We start from the raw sequence: 17,320 nt of genomic DNA, 5'->3' as shown, positions 1-17,320 counted from the left end.
GCCGTGAGCCGGGTGGGGTGCGCTGCGTCACGTCCCCGGCTGGACCCGCGCCGGCCCCGGCCCCGCGTCGGGCTCTGCGTCAGGCCGCTGCTCGAGTTCGTCCAGCACCTCGTTGAGCAGCTCCGCCGCGTTGTCCGTGTGGAGGTTGTGGCCTCCCCGGAGGTGGAGGCTCCGCGACAGAGGCATCGGGAGGTCCGGGGGCACGAGCACGGGCGTCTGGGCGAACTGACTGGTGGTGCCGTGGAGTCGCAGGGAGGGCACGGTGAGCGCTCCGAGGAGCGCCAGGTAGCGCTCGCGTGAGAAGCCCAGGTCGATGCCCAGTGGGTTTCGCAGCCGGACGTCCCAGGACCAGCAAAGGCCCTGCTCGCATGGCTCGGTGATGCGCCTCGCGAGCATCCTCGCGCGGGCGGGTGACAGCCCCCCATGGCTCAGCGTGAGCATCCTCGCGGCGGTCGTCAGGTCGGGGTAGGGCGTGTGTGCGGGGGGCTCCGTCAGGAAGCGCAGGTCGTTCTTCAAGAGGTCCAGGGCCCCTTGTTCGTCGCGCAGGTGCGGGATGACGGGCTCGACGAGGAGCAGGCGCTCGACCCGCTCGGGATGCGCGGACGCGAAGAGCGTGGCCACGGCTCCGCCCATCGAGTGTCCCACGAGTGTGAACGGACGCTTCACCGCCGCGGTCGCTTGCGTCAGGTCCAGCAGGAAGTCGAGGACCGTGAGCGCCACATTCGCGGGGAGGTGTCCGGACCGGCCGTGTCCCCTCAGGTCGGGTGCCATGACGCGATAGCCGCGCTCGACCAACCCCACCGCCAGCTCGTCCCAGCTCGCGGCCTGGTCGAGGAGGCCGTGGACGCAGACCACCAACGGCGCGTCCTCCGGTCCCCAGGTGCAGACGCAGAGCTTCGTCCCCGCGCTCGTCGTGTGGAACGACTCGCGGAGCGTGGAGAGGGGCGCCTCGGCGTCCGGCGCTGCTTCGTCTCCGGGTGGGGCTGGCGCGCGTGGACCGGTGTCTTCTCCCCCACCCAGCTTCAGGACCTCCACCAGCAGGTGCCTTCCAAGCAGCGCCAGGGTGGGGTGGTCGAACAACAGCGCAGGACTGAGCGTGCAGCCGAGGCTGGACTCGACCCGGTTCTTCAGCTCGACCGCCATCAGCGAGTCGAAGCCCAGCTCCAGCAGGGGCTGGGTGGCCTCGACCGCATCTGGCGCGGCGAGCCCCACGACGCTCGCGACCTGCCGGCGCAGGAAGTCGATGAGGACGGCTTCTCGCTGTGCCTCGGGTTCTTGCGTCAACCGCGCGAGCAGGGCTCCGGCCTGGGCGGGCTCGGCGCTGGGCCTTCCCTGGCCGAGCTGCGCGTAGACTCTCGCGACTCCCGGACTGGAGACTGTCTTCAGGAACTTCGACCAGTCCATGTCCGCGACGGCCACGTTCGTGGGCGCCGCGTGGAGCAGGTGCTCGAAGACCTCCACGTTGTCTCCGGCCGCCATGCGCCCGAGGCCCAGGGACTCGAAGCGCGCCCGGTTCGCGGCTCGCTTCGTCTCCGCCATGCCTCCGGCTGCCCAGGGGCCCCAGTGGATGCTCGTCGCGGGGAGCCCCTGGCTCCTGCGCAGCGCCGCCAGTCCGTCCATGAACGCGTTCGCCGTGGCGTAGTTGCCCTGACCCGGCGCCCCCATCACCGAGGCGATCGACGAGAACAGGACGAAGAAGTCCAGCTCCAGCGCGCGGGTCGCCAGGTGCAGGTTCCACGCTCCGTCGACCTTGGGCGCCAGCACCTGGGCGAAGCGCTCCCAGGTCTGCTTGACCAGCACGCCGTCATCCAGCAGGCCCGCGGCGTGCACGATGCCGCCCAGGGGCGCTGGCCCCTTCGTGAGTCGCTGGACGAGCGTCTGGACCTGTCCCGCGTCCGCGACGTCCGCTCGCTCCAGGAGGACCTCCACGCCGGCGCTTCGCAGGGCGGCGATGGCCTCCTGCGCGGCCTCGGTGGGCTCGGAGCGGCTGGACAGCACGAGGTGCCGTGCTCCATTGGCGACGAGGCTCTGGGCGATGTGCAGCCCCAGGGCTCCCAGTCCACCGGTAATCCAGTAGGTGCGGTCTGCCCGGACGGCTCCCGTCGCCTGCTCGCTCACGGGGAGCGTCAGCACCACCTTGCCGATGTTCTTCGCCTGCGCGAGGTGCCGGAAGCCGGCCTCGGCCTGCCGGATGGAGAACGTCTTGACGGGCAGCGGCGCGAGGCGGCCGTCCTCCAGTCCGCGCACCGTGTCCGTGAGCAGGTCCACCTGGAGCGCCGCGTTCCCGTCGACGTCTCCCAGGTCGAAGGAGAAGTACGCCACGTCGGGCCGGAAGGCCGCCATCTCCGCCTGGGACCAGATGCCAATCTTGCCAATCTCCACGAACCGGCCACCCTGGGCGAGCACCCCCGCGCTCTTGGGGATGTAGTCGCCCGTCAGGCTGTTGAGGACCACGTCTACCCCCCGGCCTTCGGTGAGGCGAAGGACCTCGTCGGCGAAGTCCAGGGTGCGTGAGTTCATCACGTGCGCGACGCCTTGGCGCTTCACGTGCTCCCACTTGGACGGGCTCGCGGTTCCGAAGATGGTGGCCCCCCGGTCCTTCGCGAGCTGGACCGCTGCCTGCCCGACGCCTCCGGCGCAGGCGTGGATCAACACCGTCTCTCCCGGCTTCAGCTTCGCGAGCTTCTCGAGGCTGTAGATGGCCGTCATGAAGGCTGCGGGGATGGAGGCCGCCTGCGCGAAAGAGAGGTTGCCCGGCTTCCGGTGCACCAACCGCTGGTCGATGGTGACGTGGCTCGACAGCGCGGACGGCGCCATCGTGAACACCTCTTCTCCCACGGCGAGGCTCGTCACGCCCGGCCCCACGCGGACGACCCGCCCCGCGCATTCGAAGCCGAGCGGCTGGTCGACGGCCCGGAGGATGCCCGCCTCCTTGCTGAACGCCTCCAGCATCCCGAGGCAGTAGAGGACGTCCTTGAAGTTGATCGCCGACGCGTGGACCTCGAGCTCCACCTCTCCGGCCGTGGGCTCGCGCCGCTCCAGCGGGACCAGCGTCAGGCGGTCCAGCGCTCCGTACGCGGACGTCCGGAGCCGGTAGCTTTCGCCGGGAAGCGCGAGCTGCCCCTTGGGCTGGGCTGAAGCCCGGGCCCACCGCGCCACCATCCGTTTGCTGGAGCGCACCGCGACCTGGAGCTCCACGTCTGGCTGGAGGACCTCGGCCGCGAGCGTCTCCAGGCCGCCGTCGTCCACATCCACGCAGGTACAGCCGAGGGACGGATGCTCCAGGGCGATGGTTCGTCCCAGCCCCCACAGCGCCGCCTGGTTCGCGCTCACCCGTTCGCCTTCCACGACGGGCTGCGCGCCTCGCGTGACGAGATAGAGCCGTGGCAGTCGCTGGCCCGGGACGTCCATCAGTGCCTGGACCAGGGCCAGCGCGCTTCCGACCGAGCGCGACAGCGACTCGTCCAGCGCCCAGAGGTGGAGGATGCCCGCGAGGGGCAGGGGGCTCTCGGCCGCGAGGTCCGCGAGCGCTCGCGACCAGGCGGCCTTGTCGAGCCAGTCGACATCCCCGTCGCTCAACAGCCCGCAGGTGTCTCCACGGGCTTCCAACATCGCCCGCAGGCGCGCCCCCGCTCCCTCTCGGTCTCCGAGGATGAGCCAGCGCCGTGCTGGCGCGTCGGTGGTCTCAGGAAGTGCCTGGGGCACCCAGGTCATCGAGTAGAGCTTGTCCTTCCAGGTGGCCGTCGCGAACGCCAGCGCGCGGCGGTCGACTCGCAGCGCCTGGAGTCCCTCCACCTCGCACACCACCTGGCCCTGCTCGTCGAGAAGCCGGAGGTCCGCGATGACGCGAGGGTCCCCTGGCGAAGGCGCGTGGCGGAGGAGGGCCTGGGCCCACACCTCCTCGGCGCCCGGCCGTGACAGGTGCAGGGCTTCGATGCCGACGGGCAGGCACACCACGTCCGCGACCTCAGGAACGAGCGCTCCGACCGCCTGGAAGCAACCATCCAGCAGGGCGGGGTGCAGTCCGTAGGCGCTCGCCTCGTCGCGCGTCACCCCAGCCGGCCGGATCCGCGCGAGGAGCTCCGGGGGCCGCGTGCCATCGCCCGTCAGCCGCCGCAGCTCCGTCACCGCGCGGAATGCTCCGCTGTAGCCCAGGCCCAGCGTGGCATAGCGCGTGTAGAACGCCTCGGTGTCGAGCACCTCTCCCGTTGCCTCGAGGCGCTCGCGGGCGTCGGCTCCGTCGAAGGCGCCCCCACCGTGTCCACCCTGTGGCGACACCTGGACCTCTCCCGTGACATGGAGGCGCCAGTCGGATGCGTCTTGCGAGGCCGCGCTGAGGATCCGGAAGCGGTAGCGGTCGTCGCCGACGCTGGAGAGGTGCGTCTGCACCACGGTGTCGGTGCCTGGTGCCAGGACGAGCGCCGCCTGGACCGCGACGTTGCGGAGCGACAGCGCCGCCTGGGGGAACAGCCGCCGGAGGCTGGCCAGGGCCATCTCCACGTAGCCCGCGGCGGGCACCACGACCTTGTCGTAGACGCGGTGGTGCCGCAGGTAGGCCGGGCCGCCGGGAGACAGCGCGCTCTCGAACAGGTGGTCACCCGGGGGCAGGGCGGCGCTTCGCAACCGCCGCCCCAGGAGCGGGTGGGACTCGCCCGACGCCGCCATCGCCACCGAGCTGCCTTCCTCGCGCTGGAGCCAGTAGCGCTGCCGCTGGAACGGATAGGTCGGCAGCGCCAGCCGGGGCGGGACGGGCTGTCCACACCGGCCCGCCTTGCCCAGGTCCACGGGAAGCCCGTGCGCGAACAGCGTCGCGACGGCCTCCAGCAGCTGGGGCCAGGCGGGCGCGTTGGCTCGCAGGCTCGCCGCCGTGACGAACCGGTCCGGTTCGACGCAGGCGGAGGCCAGGCTCACGAGCGTGGCGCTCGGTCCAACCTCCAGCAGGCCCACGACCTTGTTCGCTTCCAGCGCCCTCACTCCCGCCATGAAGTCGACCGGCGCGAGCACGTGGTCCACCCAGTAGCCGGGCGTGGCCAGCTCCTCTCCGCCCACCTGGCCTGTCACGTTCGAGATGAGCGGGATGCTCGGGCGACGGAACGTCACCGTCCCGGCGACCGCGCGCAGGTCCTCCACGATGGGCCGCATCAGCTCCGAGTGAAAGGCGTGCGAGACCTCCAGCAACCCACGGTTGCGCACGCCCTGCTGCCCCAGCCGCTCGCAGGCCGCGAGGACGGCGTCCCGCTCGCCCGAGATGACCGTCTGCTGAGGCGCGTTGAACGCGGCGATGGACAGGCGCGCCCCCTGCTCCGCGACCACGGGCGCCACCGTGTCCCGCCCGGCCAGGACCACGGCCATGGCGCCGCCTTCCGGCAGTGACTGCATCAGCCGCCCTCGCGCGGCGATCAGCTTCAGTCCGTCCTCCAGGCTGAACAGGCCCGCCACGCACGCCGCGGCCAGCTCACCCACGCTGTGGCCCATGACGAACGACGGACGGGCGCCCCACGACTGCCAGAGGCGCGCGAGGGCCACCTCCAGCGCGAACAGCGCGGGCTGGGTGTACTTCGTCTGGTTCAGCAGCCCGCGGTGCTCGCCCCACAGCACCTCCCGGAGCGGCGTCTCCAGGTGCTCGGAGAGGAGCGCCTCGCAACGCTCCAGCGTCTCCCGGAACACCGGGTGCAGCGCGTACAGCGCCTCCCCCATGCCGGCGTACTGCGAGCCCTGCCCCGTGAAGAGGAACGCGAGCCGGCCCGCCATCGCGGGCGCGCTGCCCGTCCGCACGTTCCTGCCCGAGGCGGCGCGCGTCTTCGCGAACGCCGCGAGCGCGTCACGCAGGGGCTCCGCCCCGTCCGCCACCACCGCGAGCCGCTGCGTGAACCGCGCGCGCCCGGTGTTCGCCGTCCAGGTCAGCGCGTCGAGCGACGCCTCGGGGTTCCGTTCCAACCAGCTCGCGTAGCGCTCCGCCATCGCGGCCAGCGCATCCGGTGTCCTCGCCGACAGACACAGCACGTGCGTGGGCTGCGTGGCCGGCGGCGCGGGGGCCGCCCGGGGGGCCTCCTCCACGACGACATGCGCGTTCGTCCCGCTGAAGCCAAACGCGCTGACCCCGGCGATGCGCGCCCGCTGGCCCCGGGGCCATGCGACGGGCTGCCTCAGCACCTCCACCGGCAGGTCCTTCCACGGGATGCGGCTGCTCAAGGCCCCCAGGGTGGGGTAGCCCGGAAGCGTCTCCGCCTGGAGCGCGAGGATGACCTTGCAGAGGCCTGCCATGCCCGCCGCCAGCTCGGTGTGACCGACGATGCTCTTCGCCGACCCCAGGAGCAGCGGCCGTTCCCTGGAGCGATTCGCGCCGAACACCCGCGCCAGCGCCCCCACCTCGATGGGGTCTCCCAGCGCCGTGCCGGTGCCGTGGGCTTCGACATAGTCCACGTCCTCCGGCTTCACGCCCACGCGCGCCAACGCCTTGCGCACCAGCGCCTCCTGCATCGGCCCGTTGGGGACAGTCAGCCCGGAGCTCGCGCCGTCCTGGTTGATGGCGCTGCCTCGGATGACGGCCAGGATGTTGTCTCCGTCCGCCTTCGCCGCCGACACCGTCTTGAGCACGAGGGCCGCGACGCCCTCCGAGCGCACATAGCCATCCGCCAGCTCGTCGAACGTCTTGCAGCGACCGTCTGGGGCCATCATCCGCGCCTTGGAGAAGGCCGCGGTGATTTCCGGCGCGAGGACCAGGTTGACGCTGGCCGCGAGCGCCACGCGGCAGTCCCCCCGGCGCAGGCTCTCGCCCGCGGAGTGCACCGCCACCAGGGCCGACGAGCACGCCGTCTCCAGCGACACGCAGGGCCCGGTGAAGCCGAACGTGTACGCGAGCCGCCCCGCGGCGACGCTCGTGGCGTTGCCCGTCCCCAGGTAGGCGTTCACGTTCTCGACGCGCTGGAGGGCCATGCGGAAGTAGTCGGACGTGCACACGCCGACGAAGACGCCGCTGGGCGAGCCGTACAGCGCGTCCGGTGACAGCCCCGCGTTCTCCAGCGCCTCCCACGCCGTCTCCAGCAGCAGGCGCTGCTGCGGGTCCATCAGCGCCGCCTCTCGCGGCGAGATGCCGAAGAACGGCGCGTCGAACGCGTCCACGTGGGGCAGGAACCCTCCGTGACGCGTGGACATCTTCCCCGGCGCGTCCGGATCCGCGTCGTAGAGCGCGTCGATGTCCCACCGCTCGCGAGGGACCTCCGTGATGCTCGGCTCGCCGCGGTGGAGCAGCGCCCAGTACGCGTCCGCGCTCTCCGCGCCAGGGAAGCGGCAGCTCATCCCCACCACGGCGATGGGCTCGTCCTGCGTCTTGCGCAGGGTCGCGACTTCGTGCTCCAGCCGCTCGATGATGCGGAGGACCTTCTCTGAGTCCAGGACGCTCTGCGACATGGGGTGTTGGCTCCCGCTGGCCCGCAGGCCGGTCAGTTGACGCGCTTCTCGCGGCCGGCCCAGTACGGCTCGCGCAGCACGCGCTTCAGGACCTTGCCGCTCGGATTCCTGGGCAGGGCGTCGACGAACTCCACCGTCCTGATCATCTTGAAGCTCGCCAGGTGCTTGCGCGCGAACGCCAGCACGTCCGCCTTCGTCACGGCCGAGCCCGGCTTGCGCACCGCGATGGCGATGGGCAGCTCTCCCCAGCGGTCATCGGGCACGCCAATCACCGCCACGTCCGCGAGCTCCTCGTGCTGCACGAGGATGCGCTCCAGCTCCGCCGGGTAGATGTTCTCTCCCGCGGAGATGATCAGGTCCTTGATGCGGTCGGTGACGTAGACGAAGCCGTCCTCATCCACGAAGCCCGCGTCACCTGTGTGGACCCACCCATCCACCAGCGTCCTGCGCGTCTCCTCCGGGAGCTTCCAGTACTCCAGCATGTGCCCCGCGGTCTTGAAGGCAATCTCCCCCGTCTGGCCTGGAGGCAGCTCGCGGCCGTCCGGGGCCAGGATGCGCACCGAGACGCCCCGCAGCGGGCGGCCCGCCGCCTTCAGCCGTGGGTTGGCCGGGTCCTCGTGCTCGGCGGCGGGCATGAACACCGCCATGTTCGTGGTCTCCGACAGGCCGTAGTTCTGCGTGAAGCGGCACTTGAACAGGGCGCGCGCCCGCTCCAGCAGGGGCCGGGGCATCGGCGAGCCTCCGTAGACGAGCTGGTCCACCGAGGACAGGTCCGCCGTCCGGCTCGCTGGCTCCGACAGCATGAAGCGCACCATCGCCGGCACGAAGGCGACCTTGGTGATGGCGTGCTTTTCGATGAGCTCCAGCGCGGACGCGCCGGTGAACGCCTTCATGATGACGTTCGTCGCGCCGTTGACCAGGCCGTGGACTCCGAACCACAGGCCGCCCACGTGGAACGTCGGCAGCGCCAGCAGCGTGATGTCCCCTGTCTTCCAGTCGATGAGCTCGTCCCCGGCGCGCACCACTTCGCGGATGACGTCCAGGAAGCAGCCGTGCGACAGCACCACCCCCTTGGGCCTCCCGCTGGTGCCGCTCGTGTAGACCTGCACCACCGCTTCGTGGCTCTGGAGCGGCAGGGCTCCTCGCCGGGCCGGGTGTGCGTCGCGCCACGCCGGGTAGAGGGCGTGCCGCTCGGAGGACCCGTCGAGCACGATGAGCCGCTTCAGCCTGGGGCATGACGGCAGGACGTCCTCCACCAGGGGCACCATCTGCTGGGTGATGAAGAGGAGCTCGGCGTCCGAGTCCTGGACGATGTAGGCCAGCTCGCTCGCCTCCAGCTTCCAGTTGATGCTGAGCAGCACCATGCCCGCCTTCGCGCAGCCAAACAGCAGCTCGTAGGACGCCTCGCTGTCGGTGCCCAGCAGCGCGACCCGGGCCTGACGCGGAAGTCCCTCCGCGACCAGGGCGTTGGCGACGCGGTCACTGCGGTCGGCCAGCGTGGCGTAGCTCACCCTGCGCTCATCGGCGATGAGCGCGGTGTGCCCGGGTGTGGCGCGGGCGTGGAGGTCCGGGATGTCGGCCAGCGTCTCGATGGCGGCGTAATGCTCCAGCATGGGAGTTCTCTCTCGGGTGAGGCCCGCGTGGAATGCGGAGGAACGGCTCAGAGGTCGTACTTCGTCAGCTTCCGGCGGAGCCGCTCCTCGGGTGACTCCTGGAGCTCGGACGCGCCCTCCGGCGTGGCTTCACCAAACGCCACGTCCACGACATGCCCGGCCAGGCTCTCCGGGCTGGGGTAGTCGAACAGCAGCGTCGTGCGCAGCGCGCAGCCCAGCTCCTCCTCGAGGACCTCCTTGAACTCCAGCGCCCGCTTCGAGTCGACGCCCAGCGTCTCGAACCGGGACCGCGGGTGCAGCTCGTTCGGGTCGCAGCCCAGCTCGTCGCAGAGGACCTGGAGGATGGCCTCCACCAGCAGCCCCTGTCGCGCGGACGGTGGCGTCAGGGTGAGCCGGTCGCGAAGCCCCACGAGCGCGTTCATGCGGCCCCCAGTGCCGCCGGGCCGCTCGTCCGGCGCGCGGTGTCGGCCCGCCTCGCGTAGTTCTCCACGATCTTCGAGTACAGGTTGAGCAGCCCGTACACGGCATCCTCGGCGAACAGGCGGGTGTCGTAGTCCAGCTCCAGGGTGATGTCCGTCGGGAGCACGAAGACGTTGCAGCTCAGGTCGAACTCAATCCAGTCATTCACCGCGGAGACCAGCTCCGGCGGCTGACCGCCGAAGCTCGGGAGCTGACTCACCGGCTCCACGTTGAACGTCACTTCGACCGGGCTCCCCTGGGCCTCCGGCATCACGGCGCGGTACTGCTCACACAGCTCCGCGTAGGGGAAGCCGGCGTGCTTGAACAGCTCCTTCATCTGGCTCCGGGTCCGCGCGAGGCTCGCGTCGAAGGTCGCGTCCGCGCCGTGCGCGGGCAGCAGCGGCAGCAGGTTCACGCACGTTCCGACTGTCTGCTTGAGCTCCCGCGTCGTCCGGTTCGCGAACGGGATGCCCACCACCGGCAGTCGCGTCCGGTAGGCCCGGTTCAGGAACACCTGGAAGCCCGCGAGCAGCGCGGTGAACGGCGTCACCCCGTCCTCCTTCGCCTGCGCCTTGAACAGGGCCGTCAGCGGCTCGCCCAGGCTCAGCCGCGCACGGCCTCCCGGGCGGCCTCCGACGGTGCCCTGGTGCCGGAGCTCGCCGTAGGTGTGGCTCCGCTGGTAGCTCGCGATGGCGTCGATGGCTTCCTTCCAGAATCGCTGGTCGGCCGCGTACTGCCCACCCTGGCGGTAGCGCGCCTCGTGCTCGCGCCAGCGCGAGTAGGGCACGTTCGCTCCCATGGCCGTGTCGCCGTTGTAGAGGGCCGCGATGCGCTCGAACAGCGACACCAGCGCCCAGCCGTCGCAGACCAGGTGGTGCACGCACAGGCTGAACAGCGTCACCCCATCCTCGAACCGGGTGAGGTGGGCGCGGACGTTCACCCCGGACTCGGGGGCCAGCGGCGTCTGCTGCTGGGCCGCCATCAGGCGCTCGATGACGCCCGGCTCCGTCGAGCGCCGCGAGACGTCGGCTTGCTCGATGGGGACCTGGCGCTCCGCCACGGGACGCGGCTTCTGCGTCCCTTGCTCCACGTCGAGGCAATACCAGAGGGCGTCCTGGCCGCGGAGGACGGTCTGGACGGCCCGCGACAGCCGCTCCAGGTCCACCGCCGCGTCGAAGCGCAGCCCGTAGCAGAGGTTGCAGGTGACGGACCCCTCGGGCCCGCTCCGCACGAGCTGGAGGAAGCGCTGCTGGGCGTCCGACACCGGCTGCTCCGCGGGCGGGAGCGCCCTGCCACCGTCACGGAGTGGCAGGAGCTTCAGCGCGACGAGCTCCCGGGCGATCTCCCGCACGGACTCGACGAAGCGGGCGAGCTCCGCGTCGGTGTGGGCGGTGGACAGGAAGCAGTTGCGCCCCTCCCAGATGAAGTACCCCGCGTCCAGGAGCCTGTAATAGAAGAGGTCCAGGTTGCCCTTCGACGCGAAGCGGAACAGCGACGAGAAGGACTCCACCGCCACGTCCGCGCCCTCCTCGTCGAACGCGGCGTTGAGCTGGGTGGCCAGCCGCTCGGTGCGCTCGTTCAACGCGCGGTAGAGCTGGTCGTCCGCCTCCTGGAGGTGCTCCAGCACGGCCAGCGACGCCGCCATGGTCAGCGGGTGCTTGGAGAAGGTTCCGGCGAAGAAGATGGTCGGCGTGCTGGGGAAGCTCGCGTCGCCGTATCGCCAGAAGCCTCCGTCGAGCCCGTCCATGAACGCGGCGCTGCCCGCGACGACACCAATGGGCATCCCGCCGCCCACGACCTTGCCGTAGGCGCAGAGGTCGGCCTGGACGCCGAAGTACTGCTGCGCGCCGCCCTTGGCGCAGCGGAAGCCGGAGATGACCTCGTCGAAGACGAGCGCGATGTCCTTCTCCTGGGTAAGCTCGCGCAGCTGCTTCAGGAACGCCGCGGGCTGCATGCCCGGAGCCCGGCTCTGCACCGGCTCCACCATCACCGCGCCAAGCTCCTTCGCGTGCTTCGCGATGTAGTCGAGCGCGCTCTGCTCGCAGTAGTCCAGGACCACCGTGTCCCGGACCAGCGAGGCCGTCGTCCCCAGGCTCGCGGGGCGGCTCTCGTCGCTGGAGGCGTTGCCCCGGGCGAGGAACGCGTCGAACGTGCCGTGGTAGGAGTTGCGGAAGATGACGACCTTGTCCCGCCCCGTCTTGGCGCGGGCGAGGCGCAGCGCCGTCATCGTCGCCTCCGTGCCGGAGTTGCAGAACGTCACGCGGGCATGGCCCGTCAGCTCGCAGATGAGCGCCGCCACACGCCCCGCCAGCGGAGACTGCGGCCCAATGGGCATCCCGCGCCCGAGCTGCGCCTGGACGGCGGTGGTGATGAAGTCCGGCGAGTGGCCGAAGAAGTGCGCGCCGAAGCCCATCGTGAAGTCGAGGTACGTGTTGCCGTCGACGTCCGTGACGTGAGCGCCTCGCGCCTGCTCCGCGACGATGGGAAACACCATCTCCTTCAGGAGCGGACGGAAGCCCGCGGAGACGCGGTTGTCGGCCAGGGGCTGGCGGTAGTGCTGCGCCAGCCGCTTGGACTCCGGCGCCTTCTTCGCCACGCGGTCCGTGAGGCGCTGGATGTAGCCGGCCTTCTCCGCGTCCTCCTCGCGCTCGTCCTTGCCCAGCTTCACGGAGAACGCGCTGAAGCGGTCGGCCTCGGGCTTGCCCGTGGGGGGCGCTGACGCGGCGAGGGCTGGCGCGGAGGCGGGGCGCTCCTCCGAGCGCGGGGACCGCTGGGGCGCGGAAGCCTTCGCCGCCGTCACGGGCTTGCGGCTCAGCAGGGCCAGCTGCCGGTCCATCAAGTCGAGCTGGTGCCGGACGATGTCCTCTAGGTCCTGGCTCTTGCCGCCGCGGGGCCGGGGCGCCAGGTCCACCTCCGGGACTTCGGGGAGGCCCAGGGGCTCGGGCGCCTGGGCCTGGACGGTGGGGGCGGCCTCCTCGTGCGCGCGGTGCTCGTGGATGAAGCGGGCGAGCCGGTCCACGGTGTTGACCTTCTCGTAGATCTCCAGGACCGTGAGCGAGACCTGGAAGCGCGCGTTGAGCTCCTGGATGACCTCCAGGAGGATCAACGAGTCCGCGCCCATGTCGGCGAAGGGCAGGTGGGGATCGACGTTCTCCGGCGCCTGCTTGAGGCAGTACGCGACCTCGCGCAGCACCAGGGCCTGGATGCGGGACACCGCGTCGTTGCTGGACGTCTCGTTGCTCATGTCAGTTCCCATCGGGACTCAAGGAAGGTTACGGGTCGCCCAGCAGCGCGAGCTGCTGGCGCATCACGTGGAGCTGCCGGTCGATGACGGCCTGGAGCGACGGCTCCGCCTCGCCGGGCGCCAGCGGCTCGCTCCGCTCCGGGACGGCCGCGCCCGCCTCCGCGCTGCTCGCCGTCCAGTACCGCTTGTTCTCCATGCGCCGGGCCGGAAGCGACACCCGTCGAGGCGGCGCGGAGTGACACAGCGGCGCGAAGTCCAGGTCCAGCCCCAGCTCATGCAGCGCCCCGACCGCGGCGAGCAGGCACTCCTCGCTGTCCCGGCCGCGGACCCCGCTGCTCACGGCGCTCACCCGCGCGCCGTGGTCCGCCGCGACAAGTGAGGACAGCACCCGGTCCGGGCCCACCTCCAGGAACACGCGCGCGCCCAGGCCGACCAGCGTCTCGGCCCCCGCGGCGAACAGCACGGGCCTGGCGATGTGCCGTCCCCAGTAGTCGCCGCCCAGAGAGCCCGGAGCCACCACCGCGCCATCGAGGTTCCCCACCACGGGGAACGTCCCGGCGTGGAGCGGGAGGCTCCGCGAACGCTCCGCCAGCCGGGCCGCGGCCTCGTCGAAGACGGGGGAGTGGAAGGCATGGCGTGTCCGCAGCTTGCGGAACCGCACGCGCGCCCGCTCCAGGCGCTGCTCCAGGCGCGCCACGGCCGGCCGCTCCCCGCTGACCACGACGCGCTGCCTGCCATTGATGGCGGCGAGGTGGAGCGGCTCCCCCAACTCCCGCAGCAGCGCCTCCAGCGACCTGGGGTCGAGCGACACCGCCACCATCGCGCCGTCGTGTGGCACCGACTGCATCAGCCGCCCGCGCTCGTGGACCAGCGCCACGCCATCCGCGAGGGACAGCGAGCCCGCGACGGTGTGCGCCACCAGCTCTCCAAGGCTATGTCCGATGGCGAAGTCCGGAGTCAGGCCCAGCGCCATCCACGTGCTCGCGAGCGCGTACTCGAACGCGAACAGGGAGAGCTGCGCCGCGTGGGTGTCGGACGTCAGGCGCTCATCGCCCCCGGCGGACGGCTCGTACACGAGGTGCGCCAGCGACACGCCCGCCTGCTCGCGAGCCAGCGCGTCGCAGCGGTCGAACGCGTCCCGGAACGGCGCGAAGGACGCGTACAGCGATTGGCCCATGCCAAGGAACTGCGAGCCCTGGCCGGTGAACATGAAGGCCACCTTCGGCCTCCCGCCTGGCTGGACGGGCAACGGCTCGGCGCGGGGCCGGACCTCGCGGAGGGCGCGGAGGGCCTCCTCGCGCGTCCTCACGACGACGGCGCGGCGGTGCGCCAGGTGCTCCCGGGCGACCATCAGCGTGTCGGAGACCGCCTCGAGCGGCCCCGCCGACGTGGCCAGGTGGGCCGCGAGCGCGAGCGCGTCCTCCTTCAGCCCTTGCGCGAAGTGGCTCGACAGCGGCAGCAGCACGGGGCGTCCGGACTCGGACGCTTCACGCTCCCGGGCGGCGTGGCGCTCCAGCACGACATGGGCGTTGGACCCGCCGAAGCCGAACGAGCTGATGCCGACGTGTCGCCGGCCCTCTGGGAGGGGCTGCGCCTGCCCGGCGATTTTCAGCGCGCAGTCCTCCGCGTGGAAGAAGGGCGCGTGCGGCGGCGCCACCGGATGGGGCGGCACCACGCCGTGCTCCAGGATGAGCATGCCCTTCAAGAGCCCGCAGAGGCCCGCGGCGGCCTCCGCGTGGCCGATGCTGGCCTTCGCGGAGCCCACGAAGCACGGCTCGCCCGGCGTTGCGCCGAAGACCTCCTGGAGCGCGTTCAGCTCGATGGCGTCCCCCAGCGACGTCCCCGTGCCGTGGGCCTCCACGTACGCGATGTCCGACGGAGACAGGCCCGCGCGCTCCAGCGCGGCGCGAATCACCCGGATTTGACTGGCGCCGTTGGGCGCCGCGATGCCGTTGCTGCGCCCGTCCTGGTTGATGGCCGTGGAGGCGATGAAGCACCGCACGGGCTGGTGCTCCAGCTCCGCCTCCGTCACCCGCCGCAGGACGGCCACCGCGACGCCCTCGGCGCGGCCGTAGCCATCCGCGTCGGCGCTGAACGTCTTGCAGCGCCCGCTGGGGGACAGCATCTTCGCCTGGGAGAACGCGAGCGGAAGGTCGGCCGAAAGGATGACGTTGACGCCGCCGACGATGGCCATGTCAATCTCCCCGCCGCGCAGCGACTGCATCGCGAAGTGCAGCGCGGTGAGTGACGACGAGCACGCCGTGTCGATGGCCAGGCTCGGGCCCTTCAAGTTGAGGAAGTAGGAGATGCGCCCGGCCAGCAGGTTGTGCGAGTTGCCGATGCCGAAGTAGCCGTCCACGTGCTGCTTCTGGCCGGAGTCCAGGCTCATGTAGTCCGAGCTGCCCACGCCGATGAACACGCCGACGTTCGCGCGCCGCAGCTCCGCCCGCGTGACTCCGCCGTCCTCCAGCGCGTCGTGTGTCACCTCCAGCAGCAGCCGCTGCTGGGGGTCCAGCTTGACGGCCTCTCGTGGGGACACGCCGAAGTAGTCGGCGTCGAAGCGGAACACGTCGTCCAGGTAGCCGGCGCGCAACGTGAGGATGCGCTTGCCCAGCAGTGGGTCCTTCGCGGCCTTCCACAGGTCCCCGCGCGACGCGTCCGGCTCCGCCGCCGCCACGCGCCCCTCCACCAGGAGCCGCCAGTAGTCGTCCAGGCTGGCGGCGCCTGGAAACCGTCCCGCCGCCCCAACGACGGCGACCTTGCTGTCCTCGGCCGATGCCATGCGCTGTCCCATCCTTTTCGTCCCTGGAAGGCCCCTGGGGGCGCCCGCGCCGAAGCCGCTGGCGCGGGTGCCTGAGTCACGTCACGCCGCGCGCTTCACCTCGCGGTCCTTCGCCGCCAGCATGTCGACGAAGCGCGCCCACTCCTCCACCGTGTCGTTCAGGAACGACTCCACTTCCGCGTAGCGGTCCGGCGTCAGCGCCTGGCGGACGATGAACCAGCTGTCCTCGGAGTGGTCGGTGTCGACGATGGCGCCGGACTCATCCTCGACGTGGATGCTGTGGTAGCCATCCGAGATGTCCGTCGGGCAGACGGCGAGGGTGTTGTCCGCCCACGGGCCGTAGTAGGGGATGAACGCCGTCTCGATGCCGGCGAGCACCACCGCCAGCCGCAGGTGGTCGCTGAAGCTGTCGAGCAGCCGCTTGCGCACCGCGGCCGACTCCGGCGACGCCACGTAGGAGGACCAGCTCTCCTCGGGGTGGCCCACGGCCGTCAGCGTGTCCACGAGCTGCCAGTAGTGGGAGAAGCCCGGGTGGCCGCAGAAGCCCGCCTTGCCCAGCGGCGTCGGCTTGTAGCCCAGCTCCTCCAGCACGTTGAGCTGGAGGAGGAAGCGCGCCGCCATCTTCGCCTTCGCCCCCAGCCGGCGCTCGAGCGCGCCGGTGGTCTCCATCAGGCGGATGAGCCCGTCACCGAAGTGCTCCGCGAAGGCGTAGCGCACCTCTGAGTGCACCATGCCCATGGACTGGAGCGTGAACTCCTTCCGGGCGAACGACGCGATGACCGGATGGTTGAACAGGCGCGAATCCTTGATGCCGCGCTCGAGCTTCCGGGTGAAGTCCTCGTTCTGCTGCCAGAGGTCCGCGTCTACGGACTCACGCACGATGCGGCGGGAAATCTCCCGCGGATTCTCGATGGGGAACTTCATCTCGGGCTCCTTGGCTGAATGGGCTGTCTGTGTTTCGGGATGGAACTTCAGGCCGCCGGCGTCATGCTGCGTCGCTTCAGGTCCTCGCCCCAGCCGTCCCCCTGCAGCTCCGCGGGAATCCTGGGGGCCAGCGTCGCGTGGTATTCGGGGAGCTGGGACCAGTGCAGCGCCTGCTTGAAGTGGTGCGCGGCGTGGTAGCCCGCGTTCCACGTGAACCAGTTGTAGAAGCGCCCCGTGTGCGTCCTCGAAGCGGTGTAGTCGTCGCCGTAGGGCAGCCCGCTGTGGTGCGCGTACGCGGACCACTTCAGCGCGTAGAGCATCAGCAGCATGGGCGCCACGAACACGATGAGCGCCGGGACGGGCCGGTAGGCGATGAGCCCCCCCAGGAGGGCCACCCCCAACCCCAGCCAGGTGAGGAACTGCGCCCGGAGGCGCGGGTTCTTCTGGCCCAGCATGAAGCAGGACGGGTAATGCCAGGCCACGCAGCGGAGGGCGAACTCGTGGCGCCCCATCGTCGTGCCGTCGCGTCGGCGCCAGTTGAGCGTGTCCAGCTCGGGTTTGTCATAGCTGGCGTGGTGCCCGACGATGTGGTTGAGCGTGCCGCTGAACGGCGAGGAGCCCGTCTCCAGGAAGATGAGGACTTCGAGGATGCGATTGAGCGGCTGGTTCGTGAACGTCCGCACATGCATGTGATTGTGGTTGTAGGCCACCACCGAGAGACAGAACGGCACCAGCGCGAACGCGCCCGCCGCCAGCCAGGCGATGCTGTCGACAAACAGGTAGAGCGAGAGCTGCGCGGCGAACGTCAAGACAATGAGGACCACCGCCCAGCCGTCGGCCGGGAAGGGGAGCAGCTTATTCCGCATGGGATGCCTCGTGAGCAGGTTC

7 protein-coding genes are annotated in these 17,320 nt (G+C 70.9%); all 7 read right to left on the bottom strand.

The features are described 5' to 3' along the window. Window positions 1-27: 27 nt before the first annotated feature. Window positions 28-7,410 carry a type I polyketide synthase gene (locus HV824_RS09305; protein WP_176423108.1) on the bottom strand — a complete coding sequence of 2,461 codons (7,383 nt, stop codon included), beginning with the start codon at window positions 7,408-7,410 and terminating at the stop codon, window positions 28-30. A 32-nt stretch (window positions 7,411-7,442) separates the two neighbouring features. Beyond that, complete coding sequence (locus HV824_RS09300) at window positions 7,443-9,023, bottom strand: long-chain-fatty-acid--CoA ligase (protein ID WP_176423107.1); 1,581 nt, start codon at window positions 9,021-9,023, stop codon at window positions 7,443-7,445. Window positions 9,024-9,070: 47 nt separating this feature from the next. After that, window positions 9,071-9,445: an acyl carrier protein gene (locus HV824_RS09295; protein WP_176417779.1), complete on the bottom strand. Its 375-nt coding sequence runs from the start codon at window positions 9,443-9,445 to the stop codon at window positions 9,071-9,073. Then, on the bottom strand, window positions 9,442-12,726 hold the full coding sequence (locus tag HV824_RS09290; RefSeq protein WP_176423106.1) for an aminotransferase class III-fold pyridoxal phosphate-dependent enzyme: 3,285 nt from the start codon (window positions 12,724-12,726) through the stop codon (window positions 9,442-9,444). Before HV824_RS09290 ends, HV824_RS09295 begins: the two co-directional genes overlap by 4 nt. A 28-nt stretch (window positions 12,727-12,754) precedes the next feature. Continuing rightward, a complete protein-coding gene (locus HV824_RS09285) occupies window positions 12,755-15,508 on the bottom strand; it encodes a type I polyketide synthase (protein WP_176423105.1) in 2,754 nt (917 codons plus the stop codon). An 81-nt stretch (window positions 15,509-15,589) separates the two neighbouring features. Next, the gene (locus HV824_RS09280) at window positions 15,590-16,432 is read right to left on the bottom strand and encodes a hypothetical protein (RefSeq protein WP_176423104.1); all 843 of its coding nucleotides are present in this window, start codon (window positions 16,430-16,432) and stop codon (window positions 15,590-15,592) included. A 47-nt stretch (window positions 16,433-16,479) separates the two neighbouring features. Beyond that, window positions 16,480-17,298 (bottom strand): fatty acid desaturase, encoded by an 819-nt coding sequence (locus HV824_RS09275; RefSeq protein ID WP_176423103.1) that lies wholly within the window; start codon window positions 17,296-17,298, stop codon window positions 16,480-16,482. Between the last annotated feature and the right edge of the window lie 22 nt (window positions 17,299-17,320).

The organism is Myxococcus sp. AM009 (assembly GCF_013372605.1).
Lineage (GTDB): Bacteria > Myxococcota > Myxococcia > Myxococcales > Myxococcaceae > Myxococcus > Myxococcus vastator.
Note: the sequence above shows the minus strand (reverse complement) of the source record. Positions and strands in the feature narration are given on the sequence as shown.